This window comes from Phnomibacter ginsenosidimutans (genome assembly GCF_009740285.1).
Lineage (GTDB): Bacteria > Bacteroidota > Bacteroidia > Chitinophagales > Chitinophagaceae > Phnomibacter > Phnomibacter ginsenosidimutans.
The window spans coordinates 3,221,893-3,239,318 of record NZ_CP046566.1; the positions used below are offsets into that span (position 1 = coordinate 3,221,893).

20 protein-coding genes are annotated in these 17,426 nt (G+C 47.7%); 7 read left to right on the forward strand and 13 right to left on the reverse strand.

The genetic code is table 11. The annotated features are described in order from the left end of the window. Positions 1–186: 186 nt before the first annotated feature. Positions 187–948: an EI24 domain-containing protein gene (locus tag GLV81_RS13920; protein WP_157479404.1), complete on the reverse strand. Its 762-nt coding sequence runs from the start codon at positions 946–948 to the stop codon at positions 187–189. Between the two features lie 70 nt (positions 949–1,018). Here GLV81_RS13920 and GLV81_RS13925 point away from each other — a divergent pair, with 70 nt between their 5' ends. After that, positions 1,019–1,633 (forward strand): DNA-3-methyladenine glycosylase, encoded by a 615-nt coding sequence (locus tag GLV81_RS13925; RefSeq protein ID WP_157479405.1) that lies wholly within the window; start codon positions 1,019–1,021, stop codon positions 1,631–1,633. On the opposite strand, the gene GLV81_RS13930 is transcribed toward GLV81_RS13925, so the two are convergent. Continuing rightward, positions 1,630–2,637, reverse strand: a complete 1,008-nt coding sequence (locus GLV81_RS13930; protein ID WP_157479406.1) for a PorP/SprF family type IX secretion system membrane protein — start codon at positions 2,635–2,637, stop codon at positions 1,630–1,632. The genes GLV81_RS13925 and GLV81_RS13930 overlap by 4 nt on opposite strands. 84 nt (positions 2,638–2,721) lie before the next feature. Further along, on the reverse strand, positions 2,722–3,372 hold the full coding sequence (gene upp / locus GLV81_RS13935; RefSeq protein WP_157479407.1) for a uracil phosphoribosyltransferase: 651 nt from the start codon (positions 3,370–3,372) through the stop codon (positions 2,722–2,724). A 148-nt stretch (positions 3,373–3,520) separates the two neighbouring features. Here upp and GLV81_RS13940 point away from each other — a divergent pair, with 148 nt between their 5' ends. Beyond that, positions 3,521–4,621, forward strand: a complete 1,101-nt coding sequence (locus tag GLV81_RS13940) for an anhydro-N-acetylmuramic acid kinase (protein WP_157479408.1) — start codon at positions 3,521–3,523, stop codon at positions 4,619–4,621. A gap of 11 nt (positions 4,622–4,632) precedes the next feature. Here GLV81_RS13940 and GLV81_RS13945 read toward each other — a convergent pair whose 3' ends face one another. The 5 genes from GLV81_RS13945 to GLV81_RS13965 form a co-directional block, all read right to left on the reverse strand. Continuing rightward, positions 4,633–5,427, reverse strand: coding sequence for a hypothetical protein (locus tag GLV81_RS13945; RefSeq protein WP_157479409.1), 795 nt, complete (start codon positions 5,425–5,427; stop codon positions 4,633–4,635). Between the two features lie 56 nt (positions 5,428–5,483). Further along, complete coding sequence (gene ade / locus GLV81_RS13950; protein ID WP_157479410.1) at positions 5,484–7,139, reverse strand: adenine deaminase; 1,656 nt, start codon at positions 7,137–7,139, stop codon at positions 5,484–5,486. Positions 7,140–7,281: 142 nt separating this feature from the next. Beyond that, complete coding sequence (gene rpsG / locus GLV81_RS13955) at positions 7,282–7,749, reverse strand: 30S ribosomal protein S7 (protein ID WP_157479411.1); 468 nt, start codon at positions 7,747–7,749, stop codon at positions 7,282–7,284. Positions 7,750–7,780: 31 nt separating this feature from the next. After that, positions 7,781–8,161: a 30S ribosomal protein S12 gene (gene rpsL / locus GLV81_RS13960; protein ID WP_157479412.1), complete on the reverse strand. Its 381-nt coding sequence runs from the start codon at positions 8,159–8,161 to the stop codon at positions 7,781–7,783. Positions 8,162–8,337: 176 nt separating this feature from the next. Next, positions 8,338–9,054: a DUF92 domain-containing protein gene (locus GLV81_RS13965; protein ID WP_157479413.1), complete on the reverse strand. Its 717-nt coding sequence runs from the start codon at positions 9,052–9,054 to the stop codon at positions 8,338–8,340. A gap of 214 nt (positions 9,055–9,268) precedes the next feature. Between GLV81_RS13965 and GLV81_RS13970 the strand changes: the two genes are divergently transcribed. Beyond that, positions 9,269–10,015, forward strand: coding sequence for a DUF3050 domain-containing protein (locus tag GLV81_RS13970; RefSeq protein ID WP_157479414.1), 747 nt, complete (start codon positions 9,269–9,271; stop codon positions 10,013–10,015). Positions 10,016–10,136: 121 nt separating this feature from the next. Here GLV81_RS13970 and GLV81_RS13975 read toward each other — a convergent pair whose 3' ends face one another. Then, positions 10,137–11,201, reverse strand: a complete 1,065-nt coding sequence (locus GLV81_RS13975; protein ID WP_157479415.1) for a branched-chain amino acid aminotransferase — start codon at positions 11,199–11,201, stop codon at positions 10,137–10,139. Positions 11,202–11,253: 52 nt separating this feature from the next. Here GLV81_RS13975 and GLV81_RS13980 point away from each other — a divergent pair, with 52 nt between their 5' ends. The 3 genes from GLV81_RS13980 (at position 11,254) to GLV81_RS13990 (ending at position 13,078) form a co-directional block, all read left to right on the forward strand. Further along, positions 11,254–11,955 (forward strand): hypothetical protein, encoded by a 702-nt coding sequence (locus GLV81_RS13980; RefSeq protein ID WP_157479416.1) that lies wholly within the window; start codon positions 11,254–11,256, stop codon positions 11,953–11,955. A gap of 106 nt (positions 11,956–12,061) precedes the next feature. Continuing rightward, complete coding sequence (gene rdgB, locus GLV81_RS13985) at positions 12,062–12,637, forward strand: RdgB/HAM1 family non-canonical purine NTP pyrophosphatase (protein ID WP_157479417.1); 576 nt, start codon at positions 12,062–12,064, stop codon at positions 12,635–12,637. Between the two features lie 9 nt (positions 12,638–12,646). Next, positions 12,647–13,078, forward strand: coding sequence for an acyl-CoA thioesterase (locus GLV81_RS13990; protein WP_157479418.1), 432 nt, complete (start codon positions 12,647–12,649; stop codon positions 13,076–13,078). Positions 13,079–13,167: 89 nt separating this feature from the next. Here GLV81_RS13990 and GLV81_RS13995 read toward each other — a convergent pair whose 3' ends face one another. The 3 genes from GLV81_RS13995 to GLV81_RS14005 form a co-directional block, all read right to left on the reverse strand. After that, the gene (locus tag GLV81_RS13995; RefSeq protein ID WP_157479419.1) at positions 13,168–13,905 is read right to left on the reverse strand and encodes a shikimate dehydrogenase family protein; all 738 of its coding nucleotides are present in this window, start codon (positions 13,903–13,905) and stop codon (positions 13,168–13,170) included. Further along, positions 13,905–14,675: a phosphosulfolactate synthase gene (locus GLV81_RS14000; protein ID WP_157479420.1), complete on the reverse strand. Its 771-nt coding sequence runs from the start codon at positions 14,673–14,675 to the stop codon at positions 13,905–13,907. The genes GLV81_RS13995 and GLV81_RS14000 overlap by 1 nt, the downstream gene beginning before the upstream one ends. A 137-nt stretch (positions 14,676–14,812) precedes the next feature. Next, a complete protein-coding gene (locus tag GLV81_RS14005) occupies positions 14,813–16,237 on the reverse strand; it encodes a tetratricopeptide repeat protein (protein WP_157479421.1) in 1,425 nt (474 codons plus the stop codon). A 149-nt stretch (positions 16,238–16,386) separates the two neighbouring features. Here GLV81_RS14005 and GLV81_RS14010 point away from each other — a divergent pair, with 149 nt between their 5' ends. After that, positions 16,387–16,740 carry a hypothetical protein gene (locus GLV81_RS14010; RefSeq protein ID WP_197428343.1) on the forward strand — a complete coding sequence of 118 codons (354 nt, stop codon included), beginning with the start codon at positions 16,387–16,389 and terminating at the stop codon, positions 16,738–16,740. A 45-nt stretch (positions 16,741–16,785) separates the two neighbouring features. Here the strand turns inward: GLV81_RS14010 and GLV81_RS14015 are convergent, their stop codons facing one another. Next, on the reverse strand, positions 16,786–17,424 hold the full coding sequence (locus GLV81_RS14015; protein ID WP_157479423.1) for a hypothetical protein: 639 nt from the start codon (positions 17,422–17,424) through the stop codon (positions 16,786–16,788). Between the last annotated feature and the right edge of the window lie 2 nt (positions 17,425–17,426).

Consider the following 17,426-nt stretch of genomic DNA (forward strand, 5'->3'; position numbering starts at 1 on the left):
GTGGCGACCATTGGCGAATGCCAGATTTTTGTTGTTCGAATATTCCAGTGTTCAATCGTTCTAGTATTGAATCGTTGGTTCGCCAACTTCTTATGCCTTTTTCTTTGTTGCTCATTTCTTATTTGATAAGGTACTGTTCACAAACATCGAACAGTTTTCCAACTACCAACCAGCAACTATCATCTATCATCTGATTTCTTCCCGATGATACAAACTTATAGTAGCAGCTACCACCGCATAAGCTGGTGCCAGCACCCAACCTATAATGGGCACAATGTGCATGAGATAAAACACCATGCCATTGCCAATGGCCAATCCTTTGTGCTGACTGATAAATTCAATGCTTTGGCCGGCACTCATTTTGTGACGCTCCGCACTATAATCGAGCATGCTGAAACCGTAGTAATAGCATTCAATAAACAAGCCCAGCAATGGCGCTGCCCAACCAACCAATGGCACTAGTGAAAGTAGCATCACTGCAATGATGTACACCGTTTGCCAAAGGGTATTGCGCAATGCCAGTTTGATACCCCGCACCATGTCTTTCAATAATTGCGCTACGCTAAAAGGAAAATCACGGCCCTCGAGAATGGCTTCTGTTTTTTCGCTGAGATAGGCAAATACGGGAGAACCAATGATGAGCCATAAAAACTTAAACAGCGAAAAATAAAACTGCAGCATAATGAGCGTTAGCACAAACTCTGCGAACGACACCAGAAAACTGAGCCAACCACTGTTCATACGATCGAGCCAACTGCGCAAACCCGTGATGGTGTTGAGATAATCCACGGCATCGCTGGCGGTGTTCCAAAAGAAATACATGCTTACGGCAAACAACAGCATGTATAAAATACCCGGTATTAAAATCCAACGCCACAGTTTGTGGGTGGCAATGAACCGGTGTGCCTTGCCGTAGGCTTCAATGGATATGATGATTTCTTTGAGCAAAATATTTGTATCCTATTTTTTCGTCACGCTTTTCCAAACAATATTACAGCCCACACAGGATATTTGATGCATGAAACCTTTGTCCATCTCTTTTTACAGGCAAACAGATGTGGTACAAGTAGCTGCGCAACTCTTGGGCAAGGTACTGCATACCCGTTGGGATAACGAGCACTGCTATGCCAGAATTGTAGAAACAGAAGCGTACAACGGCGTAGTAGACAAAGCCAGCCATGCCTATGGCAACCGCCGCACCAACCGCACAGAAACCATGTACGCAACTGGCGGAATAGCGTACGTATATTTATGCTATGGCATGCATCATTTGTTCAATGTGGTTACTGGTAAAAAAGATGTACCACAAGCTGTACTCATCAGAGCGGCTGAGCCGATGTTTGGCATAGAGCATATGTTGGAACGCCGCAATAAAAAACAATTGGATGCTACACTCACCAAAGGACCCGGCAGTCTGGCACAAGCCATGGGCATTCATACCCTGCACAGCGGCGAAAGCCTTACGGGACAACAGATTTGGATTGCCGATGATGGTTTCAGTTACAACGAATCAGACATTATTGCTACACCCCGCATTGGGGTAGATTATGCCGGAGAAGACGCTTTACTTCCCTATCGGTTCATTGTAAAAGGCAACAAATTTGTGAGTGGAAAAACAGCTCAAAACCGTTAGAACTTCGGACAGTTGATGCCGATAGAACCATCTTTTTTATGAATGTAAATCAGCGAGATTTCAAACCCGCCCCGGCTGTTGCTGGCAGATTTTAATGAAGACGTATTCACATCGTAAGAAGCACCAAAACGCCAGTTGCCAAATTCTAATCCGATGTAAGGAATCAATGCATCGCCAAAGCGATACCAGCTGCCGGCATAAAAAGTAGTGGGGCGGTAATCAATATCATTGTTCAAATTGAAACCAACAGCTGCACCCAGCACTGCTTCACGGGCACCCGCCTGACTTTGGTACAAGCCCGATGTGTATACAGTTGCCGTACCACTGGCCAACGGCCAATACAATCCCCCGTGCAATGTGTAGCGGTGCTGCAAATCGAAATTGGCACCCCGAAATGATTCTTTCGGCCTGTTGATATGGTACAAAGAAGCACCGGCGTAATAGTTCATGTTGCCATCAAACACACCACTGAACAGTACACCGGTATTCAAATCGAAATAATTGATGTTGAGGTTTTGCGGGTTGAAGATTTCATTGGTAATACCCGTAAAACCATCGCTGCGCAATTGGTCTTCAAACTTCAGGTTGGCGGTGTTCAACCGCTTTTGCGCATATGTGCCCTGAAAGCCTACCGTTACCGAATGGAAACCATCTTCATCAAGCCCTTTGTGATACGCAAGGCTGAGAGAGTAATAGGTATTTTTCAATACGCCATCTGCTTGCTCATCGGCAAAAGCCATACCGCCAATGGCAAGCCGGTCTATCTCCGGTAAGCGGCCAGTGAGAATCGGCGCATCTACACTTACCGTATAAGTAGTGAATGCGTTGTTGATAGTCGGCCACTGGTTGCGATAGTTGCCCGCCACCCGCATGCTGCCATCAAATCGGCCAGTGAGTGCAGGATTCAGCGAAAGCGGTGATGCAAAAAACTGACTGAAACGAGGATCCTGTGCATGCGTTGCCTGAAGGGTAAAGAGCAGTATGATGGTGGTGAGAATGCGCATAATTTAATCAGCAGACAACACTAATTTATGGATACGTTGCTTTGCAGCCGCAACAAATGCGATGTTTAACAAATAAAGCGGCGACTACTGCTGTGTTTTAGGGCCATATGCCAAATCACCCGCATCGCCCAAGCCCGGTACAATATAGCCCTTGGCCGTCAGCTCATCATCAATATCACCACACCAGATTTTTACGTTGGGGGCGTTTCTGTGCACATACTCGATGCCCACACTGCAGGCAATGGCACATACAATATGTATTTGTGCAGGCGAGCCTTCGCCCACCAGTTCTTCAATGGTCTTTACCAACGAAGCACCAGTAGCCAACATAGGGTCTGCAATAATGAGCACTTTGCCATCCAAATCCGGACAGCTCACGTACTCGAGTTTTATTTCAAATGAACCATCACGATGATGTTTACGATAGGCAGAAATAAAGGCATTGTCGGCCCTGTCGAAATAATTGAGTAAGCCTTCATGCATGGGCAAACCGGCACGAAGAATGGTGGCCAGCACAGGTTGTTTTTTCAAACGGATAGCAGGGCTGCTTCCCAGCGGCGTTTCTACATCGTAGGTTTCCCAATCGAGTGATTTGGAGATTTCGTAAGCGGCTATTTCGGCAATGCGCTGCAGGTTGCGCCGAAAGCGCATCCTGTCCGTTTGTACGGTTACATCTCTCAACTCTGCCACCCAGGTATTTACCAGGCTGTTTTGCTCACTCAAATTAATGACCATCTGCTGCTATCTAATTGTAAATAAAAAGTAATGTAGCTGCCGCAAAAAAGGGTTTTGCCGGCCTGCAAAAGCCTGCAGGTATTGCGGTTGCATTTATCAAAATCAAATATCAATTATCTGTCCGAACTTTCGGGCCGAAAATTGAAATATGTTTTACAGAGTTATCGGTTTAATGAGCGGCAGCAGCCTTGACGGATTAGATATTGTTTTTGCGGAGCTGGATGAAATCCGGGGTAAGTGGAGCTACCAGATAAAAGCTTCAGCATGCCTGCCGTATAGCGAAACATGGACCCACAAATTGCGCCATGCCACCGACCTCAATGCAGCAGATTACCTGCGCCTGCATACCGAATATGGCCATTACCTCGGCGAACAAGTGAATGCATTTATAGAAACGCATCAGCTTCAGCATCAGGTGCAACTCATTGCCAGTCATGGGCACACCACTTTTCATGAACCACAGCATCGGATGACGGCACAGCTCGGCGATGGTGCGGCTATTGCAGCTACCACCGGCATCAACGTAGTAAGCGACCTCCGGGCCATGGATGTAGCCCTCGGTGGACAAGGTGCTCCTATTGTACCCATGGGCGAAAAATTACTGCTGGCTGAATATCCTTTACTCCTCAACATTGGAGGCATTGCTAACCTCTCGGCTAATGTGGGCGATAGCTATGTTGCCTTCGACATTTGCCCGGCCAACCGGGTGCTTAACTTATTTGCTGCACAAACTGGACTGGCCTACGATGCTGGCGGAGCATTGGCAGCCAAGGGTTTTGTGCGGGATGAAGTGCTGGCCAAAATGAATCAGCAGGCCTATTACAGTCAACCGTTTCCCAAATCACTGGCCAACCAGTTTGGCACCGATGTTATTTATCCATTGCTGAAAGATGCCAACCTTTCGGTGCAAGATGCACTCCGCACTATGGTGGAGCATATTTGCATACAAACTACCCGCAGCCTGGGTAAAGTCTTACCAAAGCTGTCTGCAGAACAACCCAGAAAAATGCTGGTGACCGGTGGTGGTGCTTTCAACGATTTTTTAATTGAACGGCTTCGCCAAAGTTTACAAGCCATGCAGGTAGAAGTAATTGTACCCGAAGCTGGTTTGGTGAACTACAAAGAAGCATTGGTAATGGCATTGTTGGGTGTACTCCGCTGGCGGGAAGAAAACACCGTGATGCACACCGTAACTGGTGCCAGCCGCAGCAGCATTGGCGGTGCAGTGTGGGTTGGCCAGTCGGCATAAACCAATTGACGTTACTGTTGCTTGCTTATCACTAAAGGAATCTTTATTGGTTTTGCAAGATTGTTTTGCTTGATTGTTTGCTGTTCAACTTTTAGTTTATCAGCTTTAATAAACAGTTGCGGATTACTGGTTTCTACCTGTTGTTTCAGCTGCGGATTTTTCTCTAAGAATCCTGCCACAGCTACCACCGAATCTTTTTCGGCGCTGTTGATATCGATGGGTTTGCGGATCACGATTTCGTGATTGTCTTCATTGAAATGCACATCAAAAGCTGCGATGTCGGGATGGTTCACTTCTCGGTTCAGGCTCACCACTCTGTAGCCAGTAATTGGGTTGTACACACAAATCCATTTGGGTGGTTTGGCCGAACCTTGTGTGGCCACACTTCTTTTAATCAATTCAAAACTGCCATCCGGATTTTTGGTGGTAGTGCCATCATCAAAAAAGAAACGGGTGCCTTCTTTTTCTCCGGGCATCACTACGCCTTTTACATGCCAGTCTATCACCGGCGATTTGGCCAGCTGGCTTTTCATCACCGCAATGGCAGAGTCTTGTTCTTTTACTTGTGCTGTCAATGCTTCCAGTTGTTTGGTTTGCTCATTGCCCAAAATGAAATACTGCAACCCAAGGCCAATAAGTACCAATAAAAAATAGCCAGCAAAAGCACCTTTCAACTTCAGGTTGAGTTTTTTGTAAGGCCCCTCTACATTGGTTTCACTTTCGGGTAAAAACTTGTAAATGATGTACGCAGGAATCAATGGCAACAGCAGGATAGCTGAGAGTGCCAGGTAAAAATTGTTAGTCATGTGGGAGTGATTTGAATCGATAAGGTAATCGATTCAAATGCCAAATGCAAGCCCTGCTACACAAAGGAGAAACAATCGCCATCGAAGAGGCCTTTGTCGCTCAGCTTGAGGTGCGGTATTACCAGCAGCGCCATAAACGACAACGTCATAAACGGCGAAGCCAACGTAGAACCCAGCTCCTGCTTTACGAACTGATCGATGGCGGTGTATTTTTCAGCCACAGCATAACCATCTTCATTGGTCATGAGCCCGGCAACCGGCAAGGCCAAAACATGTTGTTGACCATTGCCACAAGCAGCTACGCCACCTTGTGCTGCAATTACCAAATTCACAGCAGCACTCAGGCTTTCATCATCCACACCTACTGCTACAATGTTGTGGCTATCGTGAGCTACACTACTGGCAATGGCACCCGCTTTGAGCCCAAAATTTCTGATGAATGATTTGGCAATGGGTGCCTGATGATACCGGTTGACAACCACAATTTTCAACAGGTCATTTGCAACAGATGCATGCATGGCGTCACCATGTACCGGAAAATCGGTGATAGGCAACGTCAACTTATTGGTGATGAGTTGTCCATCCAATGCTTCGATGGCATACACTTGCTCAAAGTTTTCTTCTTCACCCCATTTATGGAGTGGGTAAGAAAAGTCGGCAGCTGTTGTCGGAGCACAATCAAACTGATTGATGGCATGCCATGCACGTGGCTGAATATGCGAAACGCCATTGCTGGCCACCAGTTCACCATTGATGTAGGTGGCTGCAACTTCAAATTGCTGCAGGTTTTTCAGTACGATAAAATCTGCCGGATCACCAGACTGCAATAAACCCACATCAAGTTTATAGTGCTGCACCGGATTCACACAAGCTACTTGCAATACATGAAAAACATCTATGCCCAGTGCCACAGCTCTGGCGCACAGCTGATTGATATGACCGAGCACCAAACTATCAGGATGTTTATCATCGCTGCAAAACATCATTTGGGCATACCACTCCGGCAACAGCGGAATGAGTGCATTAAAGTTTTTAGCAGCACTTCCTTCCCGAATCAAAATTTTCATGCCCCGCTGTAGTTTATCGAGGGCTTCTTCCAGTGTAAAACATTCATGATCGGTACTGATGCCGGCTTCAATGTATTGCTGTGCCGCATCGCCACGGAGACCGGGTGCATGCCCGTCTACGGGTTTGCCCAACGCATGAGCGGCGGCTATTTTTTCCATCACTTCCGGGTCTTTGTGCAACACTCCCGGAAAGTTCATCATCTCACTCAGGTACTTTATTTCGGGGCGTTGCAATAGCGCCGACACATCTTTAGCATCGAGGGCAGCACCGGCGGTTTCAAAGATGGTGGCGGGTACACAGCTGGGGGCACCAAAGTTGAATTTGAAAGAAACAGTTTTCCCGTTATCAATCATGTATTCCACGCCTTCCATGCCGCATACATTGGCTATTTCATGCGGGTCGCTGATGGTGGACACCGTGCCATGCACCACGGCCAGGCGGGCAAATTCTGACGGAATGAGCATGCTGCTTTCTACATGCACATGTGCATCTACAAAGCCTGGCGTAATAAAGGGAAGCGATGGAAGGATAGCATCGCCCAAGGACTCAATGCTGGCAATGCGGCCTTCAGCAATATGGATATGGGCTGGAAAAATAGAACGGCGGGCAATGTCCACCAGATTGCCGGTAACTGTTTGGTTCATGCTGCCAAGTTCTTGCAAAAGCAGCAGCCTACCAAAATACAAGAGCCTGCATTTGCCGATGTATAAATGCAAAAAATCCCGCACCCAAAGGGGCGGGACCTTTTATTCACCTCTAAAAACCAATTTTAAAAGCGGAGGAAGGTTATACACGGAAGTGACTGAACGCCTTGTTGGCTTCGGCCATACGGTGTGTATCTTCTTTCTTTTTGAAGGCGGCGCCTTCACCTTTGCTGGCTGCTACGATTTCGTTAGCCAGTTTGTCGGCCATGCTGCGACCGTTACGCTCACGACTGTAGCGAACGAGCCACTTAATGCTCAGGCTAATTTTACGGTCGGGGCGAACTTCGGCAGGAATCTGGAAGGTAGCACCACCGATACGACGGCTGCGAACTTCGACAGCAGGAGTAACGTTGGTCAATGCTTTTTTCCAAATTTCATATCCGTCTTCACCGGTGATTTTGGCTACTTTTTCCAAAGAATCGTAGAAAATAGTCAGAGCGGTGCTCTTCTTACCTTCCCACATCAGGTTGTTGACAAAACGGGTAACCAGTTTGTCGTTGAATTTTGGATCTGGTGCCAGGGGCAACTTTTTGGCTTGCGCTTTCCTCATGATATATGATCAGTTGAAATCTTGATAGAAATTATTTCTTAGCCTTCTCTTTCTTGGTACCATACTTAGAGCGGCTCTGCTTACGGTCTTTTACACCGGCAGTATCGAGGCTACCACGAACGATGTGGTAACGTACACCTGGCAGGTCTTTTACACGACCACCGCGGATCAATACGATACTGTGCTCTTGCAGGTTGTGGCCTTCACCGGGGATGTAGGCAATCACTTCCACTTTGTTGGTCAAACGAACCTTCGCTACTTTACGAAGTGCGGAGTTTGGTTTCTTAGGCGTTGTTGTATATACACGGGTACAAACACCACGGCGCTGAGGGCATGCATCCAGTGCACGGCTCTTGCTCTTGGCTTTAATTACTTCTCTACCCTTGCGTACCAGTTGTTGAATAGTAGGCATTCGATGCTTTTTAAAATTGGACGGCAAAGGTAAGTGTGGAGCAGTTAATTCCAAAAAGAAAAACAAAGAAAAATGAGATTTTACTAAGATTAGGTACCTCCACGGTGGAAAAACCCCGCTATTCCCATGTTTTCCGACTGCATTGCTGCTTTGCCGGATGCAAAAGTCAGCATTTTTTACCAGTAAAAAAGTAGATACACAGTCACCAATAGCAAATTACTGAGCCAGTTTACAGCATCGTTTGTCATCCATGCCCAGCCCCGCTGAGGCGATTTGGCCATGGCAAATGGTGGCTGGTCGCTCCAGCTACCGCCGGGCGAAGCGTATTTCGCCTGCGCCAAACTGCCTAATACGGAATCGAACAGCATCCCCGAAAAACCCAGGAAGGCGATGATTAAAATTTGAGACAATGATTCATCTGTTCCCAACCATGCAAGCCCGGCAATAGCACCGGCACCTATGGCCCCGCCCACAGTTCCCTGCCAGCTAACGCCGCCCGATACCCCGGCCGTCAGTTGTTGCCAACGAAGTATATCAACCACTTTACCACCTGCCCATTGGCCGATTTCGCTGCTCCAGGTATCGGCATTGCTCACGGCCAGCGAAATCCACGCTGCCCACAATAGTGATGAATGCCCCGTGGCGGCGTGTAGCAGCAGCAAAACAGCCGCTATACCGCCATTGGCTAACACTTGTACCCAATCTCTAGGCCGGCCCATTTTGGCATCGCTATGGTTGCTGCGGGGCAGTTTACCCAAAGCGGTGCCCGACACAAAAAGAACAACAACCCAACCGACAACCAGAGCCCACCCAGCCACCAAAAAATACAGCCCAGTAATGCCGCAGCCACAGCTCCGGAAAAACTGAGCCAACCTTTTTGATAAGCCAGCCATCCGGCCATGACGCCTAGCAATAGGCCAGCCCAAATATTGTGTACATAATCCATCACAGGCATGCTACAATGCTACAGAAATATTTGGCGTAGCAGCTCACCCCACATTCCCTTTTGGTCCAGTTTCATGCAACAATCATTTCGCATTGCGGCAACGGGTTTCCTTTGCTTCAACTTTTTTTGCCACCCAATCGTATATAGTACAATTTTTTTACATGCAAGTATCACTCGACCAGTATAGAAACGAGATTATTGAACATCCACTGTATGCCCGGCTGCAAACCTTGGAAGACCTGCAGGTATTTGCCAGTCACCATGTATTTGCCGTGTGGGATTTCATGAGTTTACTGAAATCATTGCAGCGCCAGCTCACCTGTGTAACCACGCCGTGGGTTCCCGTGGGTAGCGCCAACACCCGATTTCTGATCAACGAAATTGTAACCGGAGAAGAAAGTGATGTAGACCAGCATGGCAACCGCTGCAGTCATTTTGAACTGTACCTGAAAGCCATGAAAGAACTGGGTGCAGACACTGCTCCTATTGAACAACTGGTGGCTGCCATACAATCTGGCAAGCCCATTGCAAAAGCCCTCGAGCAGGCCAACCTGCCCGAATCGGTACAGGCTTTTTGCAACTTCACTTTTACCTGCATTGCTCATGCACCCTTGCATGCTCAGGCTGCGGTGTTTACCTATGGCCGCGAAGACCTGATACCAGACATGTTCATGAGCCTGGTACGCCGTTTAAAAGAAGCCTATCCGCAGCAGCTGGAAACATTTACCTACTACCTCGAACGCCACATTGAGGTAGATGGCGATCACCACAGCCAGCTGGCCATTCAAATGGTAAATGAGCTCTGCGGCAATGACCCCGCCAAACTGGAAGAAGCCACAGAGTTCGCCATTCAATCATTGCAAATGCGGAAGCAATTGTGGGATGGCATTGTAGCAAACCTGAACTAAAAAATGAATTCATAAAAAAAGAAAAGACGTCCCTGATGAGACGTCTTTTCTTTTTATCCGAATGGGTGAAATGATGCCCTGAACATCATTGCACATTATCACATTTTGTCATTGACAATTCTTACACACCCAACATCCAGCCATGAGTGTCGGCTTCGTGGCCGTAGCGGATGGCGTTGAGTTTGTTGAGCACAGCACTTGCCACAGGAGCATCTTCCGGATTAAAGAACATGTCGGTTTCTTTATAGCGCAGCTCTTTAATCTGGCTGATGGTAGCAGCTGTACCGGCACCAAACACTTCTGTGAGCTGGCCTGCCTGATAGGCTTCCAGTAATTCTTCAATGGCGATGGGGCGTTCTTCTACTTCGACTCCCATTTCTTTCAGCACGGTGATAACGCTGTTGCGGGTTACACCGGCCAAAATGGTACCTGCTTCCAGGCTTGGGGTAAGTGCTTTACCATTGACAATAAAAAACACATTCATTACGCCAATTTCCTGCACATAGCGGTGCTCCAGTGCGTCGGTCCACAGCACCTGGTCGTAGCCTTTGGCACGGGCTTTAGCTGTAGGATACATAGAAGCCGCGTAGTTGCCGGCTGTTTTGGCATAGCCTACGCCACCGGGTACTGCACGTACAAAATGTTCTTCCACATATATCCGCATAGGGGCGGTAAAGTAGGGCCCGGTGGGGCTCAAAATGATGATGAACGTATACTTTTCCGAAGGGCGAACACCAATGGCATCGTCGCTGGCAAACATGAACGGGCGGATGTACAAGGCATGATCAGGGTACTGAGGCACCCATGCTTTATCAATCTCAATCAGCTGGCGCATGCCTTCAATGAAAATTTCTTCCGGCACGGTGGGCATTTGCATTCTTTCGGCGCTGATGTTGAAGCGGTGAAAGTTGTCCATGGGACGAAAAATGGCCACTTCGCCACCCGGGGTCGGATAGGCTTTGATACCTTCAAAAATGGACTGACCATAATGCAGGGCTGCGTTGCTGGGGTCGATGGTAATAGACTGGTATGGTTTGATTTCGGGCTGTTGCCAGCTACCATTTTCATATTGTACAATGAACATGTGGTCGGTAAACATCCGGCCAAAAGGGATTTTTTCGAGGCTTACACCTTCGAGTTTGCTTTTCTCTGCAAGGGTTACTTTTACATCTAATGCTGCAATCATCTTTCAGCGTTTATTTTTGGCAAAGAAACAAAATGCCTACCAACCAGCCGTCATGAGTGAGTCAAAGAGTGAATTTCAAGCCATCCGATTGCCAGATATGATTCTGGCCGACATGTTTGGTCAGCACCTGGTTTCGATAGAAGGCGACTACCAGCCCGTAGCCCGTGCCAGCGCAGCCGCCGCAGTAGCACCACCGCCTGCCGCCCCCGCACAAAAGCCTGTGATGCCTGTGCCGCCTGCACCAGCAGCCGCTCCAGCACCCGAGGAGCCCAAACCTGCTCCTGTGGCCCTGCCAACGCCTGTTGCTGAGCCGGAGCCAGCCCCCGTTGAGGTTGCACCCGCATCATTATCATTGCCGCCTCATGCCGTGCTGGGCAATTTTAAGCAGCAGGTATTGCTGATACTGAACGAGCCAAATGCCGTGCATTGCAAAGACGCAGACCTGGAGTTTTTGCAAAAAGTAATTGCCTCTGTAAAACTGAGCATGGATCATATTGCCATCCTCAACACCCATGGCAAACAGGTAACCTACCCCGAACTAAAAGCGCAGCTGCCCGCCAAAGTGGCCCTGTATTTTGGAGTGGAGCCCGTGAGCATAGGTGTACCCATGCGTATCCCCTATTTTCAGGTGCAGCCATGGGATGATTGCCGCTTTTTGTATGCGCCTTCACTGGCAGACATCAATGGCAACAGCCCCGCACAGGTAGAACTGAAAAAACAATTGTGGATGGCGCTGAAAAAGATTTTCGGGTAAGGGTTGGAAAGACTTTTCCATGAACATAAACCTGCAAACGTTACATCCATCACTGTTTCCTTCGTATATAGATTTTCAAAGACCTTTTATAGAACCAACCGTTTTCATGCAACTCATTTTCGCCACCAACAATGCCCATAAAGTAGCCGAAATACAACAGGCCATTCCCTTTGGTATACAAGTGCTTTCGCTGAAGGAAGCAGGCATTGTGCAAGACATTCCGGAACCGTACGACACACTCGAGGGCAATGCCAGCGAAAAGTCGGGGGTGATACTGGCCCTTACGGGAAAAGATTGTTTTAGCGAAGACACCGGACTGGAAGTTGACGCACTGCATGGTGCACCCGGCGTACGCAGTGCCCGCTATGCCGGCGAAAAAGCCAGCTTTGCCGATAATGTAGCGCTGCTTTTGCAAAACCTGCAAGGCGAAGCCAACAGAAAAGCCCGATTTCGTACGGTTATTTCTCTCCGCTGGAAAGGCGAAGAACATTTGTTTGAAGGCATTTGTGAAGGACAAATCACTACAGCAGTGCAAGGCTCTGGCGGCTTTGGTTACGACCCTGTATTTGTGCCCGATGGTGAAACCCGCAGCTTTGCACAAATGACCTTAGAAGAAAAAAACCAGTACAGCCACCGGGCAAAAGCCGTGGCCAAATTGTTCGAATTTTTAGCTCATCAGTAATTGTCTGTTATGCCCCGTATTAAAATTCCGCAACTGAGCCACTACCCTTTTAGTGTTGATATACCCGTTCGCATCAGCGACCTCAATTATGCCGACCACGTAGGCAACGATTCTTTCTTGTCCATCATGCATGATGCAAGGATGTTGTACCTGATGTCGAGAGGTTATTCGGAAATGAATGTGGAAGGGTTTGGCTTGATTATGGCGGATGCCGGCGTGGAATACAAGGCGCAATTGAAATACGGCGATGTGGTAAAAGTAGAGGTTGGGCTCGACGATTTCAGTAGTGTTGGCTTTGATGTGTATTACCGGCTTACGGTACAGCGCAATGGCCAGCACAAGATTGCTGCACTGGGCAAAACAGGCATGGTGCTGTTTGATTTTCAGGCACAAAAAATGACCCCCATTTCTGATGAACTGAAGGCCAGATTGATTGGTTAATCATTGCCTTTGTTGGTCGCCGACCAACAAAGGGGTGAACGCTGTTGATCAGCGACCAACAGTGGCGGAATCATTTTTACATCCGTCACTTATACTTCATTCCAGATGCGCCAGGCAGCTTCTGCCTGACCTACCAGCATGTCGTAGCCATTTTTGGTAGCAGCACCACGAATGGCACCTTCTTTCATAAACTGTGTTTGCTCTGGGTTGTACACCAAATCGTATAACAGATGATTTGAACCCACCGCATCGTAAGGAATCAACGGCCGCTCCAGCACATTGGGATAGGTACCCAACGGTGTTGTATTGATGATGAGCGAATGACTGCTTACCATATCTGCTGTGAGGCCATCGTAGGTAAGTGTAGAACCATCGTGCAGTTTGCGACTCACCACTTCGTAAGCAATCCCCAATTTGCTCAGCACATACATCACGGCTTTGGATGCACCACCATTACCTAGCACCAATGCCTTGGTATGCTGCGGTTGCAGCAAGGGCCGCAAACTATTTTCAAACCCGATGTAATCTGTGTTAAAACCCTCGAGCCTGCCCTGCCGTATGCGAATGCAATTGCAAGCCTGCAAGGCAGCGGGCAATCCACTGGTATCGTGCAGGTATGGCAGCACGTCTTGTTTATACGGAATGGTTACGTTCAACCCTTCCAGCTCCGGATGGTTTTGCAACAACTCGGGTAGCTTGCCGATATTGGCAATGGGAAACAGCTCGTAGCGACAATCTGTTCTCCTTTCTACTTCAAACTTGTGGGTGAAATAGTTTTTGGAGAAAGAATGTGACAACGGATAACCAATCAGGCCAAACAGTCGCATCAGGCTTGTTCCTTATCGAGGTACAGGTGGAAAGTATCGCCACGCAAGCCAATGCGCATGGCCTCCAAGGGAATGACTTCGTTGGGGGCAATGTTGCCCAGGTTGACGTTGCAACCCAGCAACTCCAGGAAGTATAATTGCTGAGCTTTTTGCGGCGCTTCCCAAATGATTTTTTCGCCGGGAATCTGGGTGAGAATTTCCTGCACCAGGCCTTCCCGCACTTCGCCGCTACCGCGGTAGATACCTACGTTACCTGCTTCACGGGCTTCAGCAATTACGTAGCTGCTACCGGCTTCCAGTTCAGCTTTCATTAGTTCAATCCACTTGTAGGGAGGAATGATATGTGCCGCATCTTTACTACCCACTTCGCTCAGTACTTTGGCATGTTGGGTCAGCTTTTCAATGTAGCCGCATTTTTCGGCGTGGGGTATGGTTATGCTACCGTCGGATACTTCAATCCAATCGATACCGTAGTCTTTACAAATAGCAATGTAATCGTCGAACTGATTGCGGATGGCAAAGGCTTCAAACAGTGTACCGCCAAAATAAATAGGCACGTTCAACGCCTTATAGGTTTCAATTTTTTTGCGCAAATCGGGTGTAACCATCGAAGTACCAAAACCCAGTTTCACAACATCCACATGCGGATGCGCCACACTCATAAAATTCTTCACTTCTTCAATACTCAGGCCTTTGTCCATCACCATGGTAATACCAGCGGTGCGGGGTTTCTGATTCCTGTCGGGCATTTGTGAAAGGGCAAAATTCATAACGTCATTTTTTTGTTTGAACGGCTGCAAACCTAAGTGAAAATCAGGCAGTAGCAGCATGACAATCATCAGGCTTTATACACACAAAAAATGGCCGCTACGCATAGTAGCAGGCCATTGGTTGATTTTATCCGTACTTACTTTTTGCCTTTTTTCTTGAGGTAGGCATTGGCCGGATCTATCACCCTGTTTACCTGTAAAATACCCGGCACCATATCTACCATTTTTTTGAACCCCTGCGGATGCACCGACAAAGCATGCTCTAGTTCGAGCAGGGCTTCTTTGGTTTTGCCCAGGCCAAACAATGCGGCACTATTGCTGTACAAAAACAGCGGATTACCCTTGGTTAGTTCAAATGCATTGCGGCTCTGCAACAACGCTTCTTCATAAAATTCACCTTGCAGCAATACACCAATCAATGCTTCTTGTCCACGAAGATTTTTAGGCTTCGCTTTTACGACGGCTGCATAGTGTTGCGCTGCTTCTTTCAGTTTGTTGAGCTGTGTGTAACAATCGCCCAACAGCAGGTTAAAATCTGGTTGATTGCGATGAATACGGGTTGCAGGCTCCATTTGACGAATGGCTTTGTCAAACTTCATTTCCCGATAGTAGGTAATAGCAATTTTGTAGTAAATGCGGCTATCGTCGGGGTTGATGTGGCTGGCTTTGCGGTAGTAAAACCGGGCCTGCGGATAATTTTCGAGTTTGTGGTAGCAATGGCCGATGGCTTCAAAAATGACTTCTTCGGGCCTGCTGAGTTCCAGTACTTTTTCGAGGCACTCAATGGCATCCTTGTATTTGCGAATGCGGATGTAAGCATCGCCCATGTTGCGGTAGGCAATGTCCAGCTTGTCATCAATAGCCAGCGCATACTGATAAGCGTCGATGGCTTTTTCATACAGCTTCAATCCCTGAAAGGCAGCTGCCAGATTAAACCAGGCCAGTTCGTTGAACGGATGCTCATCGGTAATCCACTGGTGAAGCCGAATGCTTTCTTCGCTTCGACCGGTAAAGTCGGCCCAGAAGCAGATTTTGAGCAAGGCCTCTTCATTGTTTGGATCCTCTTCCAGTATCCATTTGAGGCAGTCGAATACTTTTTGAAAATCTTCGTAGTCATCATATACATCCGCTAGCTCAAAAAGCAGTTCAATCCGTTCCTCTCCTTCAAACAGCTGCACACTTTCTTCCAAAATGCGGGCCGCTTTTTCGGGCTGCTCCAGTCCCAGATAGGCGTCGGTTTGCAAAATGTATAGCGAAATATCAGTAGCATCGTACAGCGCCGCTTTGTCCAACACAGCCAGCGCTTCTTCAAAATGGTGCTGGGCAATCAGGAAATCGGCTTTGCGGTACATGAGCTGTGCTGCAAAGGGAAAATGCTCCAGCCCAAGGGTGGCCGCTTCCAGTGCAGCGGGCACATTTTCCTGATCGTCGAAATAATCGATGATGCGTTCGAAATCCTCCTCTTCCAGAAACGATGCTGCCCTACCCGACTTGAGGTTCTGGTAGGCTCTCAGCAGTTCCTGCATTTCTTCTCGTTCTCGACGGCTTGAATAGTTGGCCATAGGGTTGAAGTAAGTTGTTTAAAGCTACACGTAAGCCCCTACAATTATCAGGGGGTCAATTTCAGTTTTATCCACTTTCTCACAACATTTCAAACAATCCGACGTTCTGTTAATTGACAAATCCATAACTTTTTACGTACTTTCGCAGCATGAAGATGAAACTACATACGAATACTGGCTTTGGGCTAATGGCTTCCCTGCTGTTGGTACTGGCTGTATGTGGTCAGTTTCAACTGTATGCAGCCAAGGGTGGCGGTAAAGAGAAAAAAGGTTACGTGTTGAAATTCAAGACATTCGACATGAAAACCAATTTTCAGCGCCAGTTTACCCTGAAGCCCGGCATGCAATACAAGGGCAGTTTTAATCAGGTGATTAAAACGCCTCAAACAACTACGATTCAATCGATTATTACCTATCAGCGGGGAACGACCACGTTTATTTACCCGTATCAGCATAGGGTTTCGGTGCCGAAGTTTAAAACACCAGAACCAGTAAGAAACTAAAAAGACCGCCATTGCGGTCTTTTTTTATCGCTACCCGAAAATTATTTACTGTTCAAATGTGAGCACTTTTACCCCGGACTTGGGCATTTCAAACTGAGCGGCATTCACCATGGTCATCTGTACGCTTTGCGCCTGATAGTTGACGGTTACGCCATTGGGATTCGAGATTTCGTATTCGAGCACAATGCCTGATAAGCTGCCAAACAGCGGATCGAAACCTGTTGCCATCACCGTGAGGTCGGGGCAGTAGTAGGCCACCACGGTGCTGCCGTCGGCCATTTTGCCGGTTGCTTTTTTACAATTATAACCGGCTATTTGCTTCATCGTTTCTTCTTTGGCAAATACAACGCCATCGTACTTTTTATGGTATTTCTTCCAATTGGCGCCTACCAGTTCCAACAGGTATTTTTCATTTCCACTTTGCTTGAGAATAAAGCCATTGCCGGTTTGGGCATCGTAAATAGTGCTCTGGCTACGCAAGGGGCTTTTGAAATCAAGCCTTGCCTTGCCCGACTTGAGGAGTAAGGTTTGCGTAGCACCATTGAAGGCGCTGGCCACGGATGCATTCTCTCCACCTTTTACCAGCGTAACGTTGTACTGTATAATTCCTTCTGTAATAACCCGCTGTGCCCACAGCATGTGTGTCAGCAGCAAAGCCATTGTCAGAGTCAAAAACTTTTTCATGT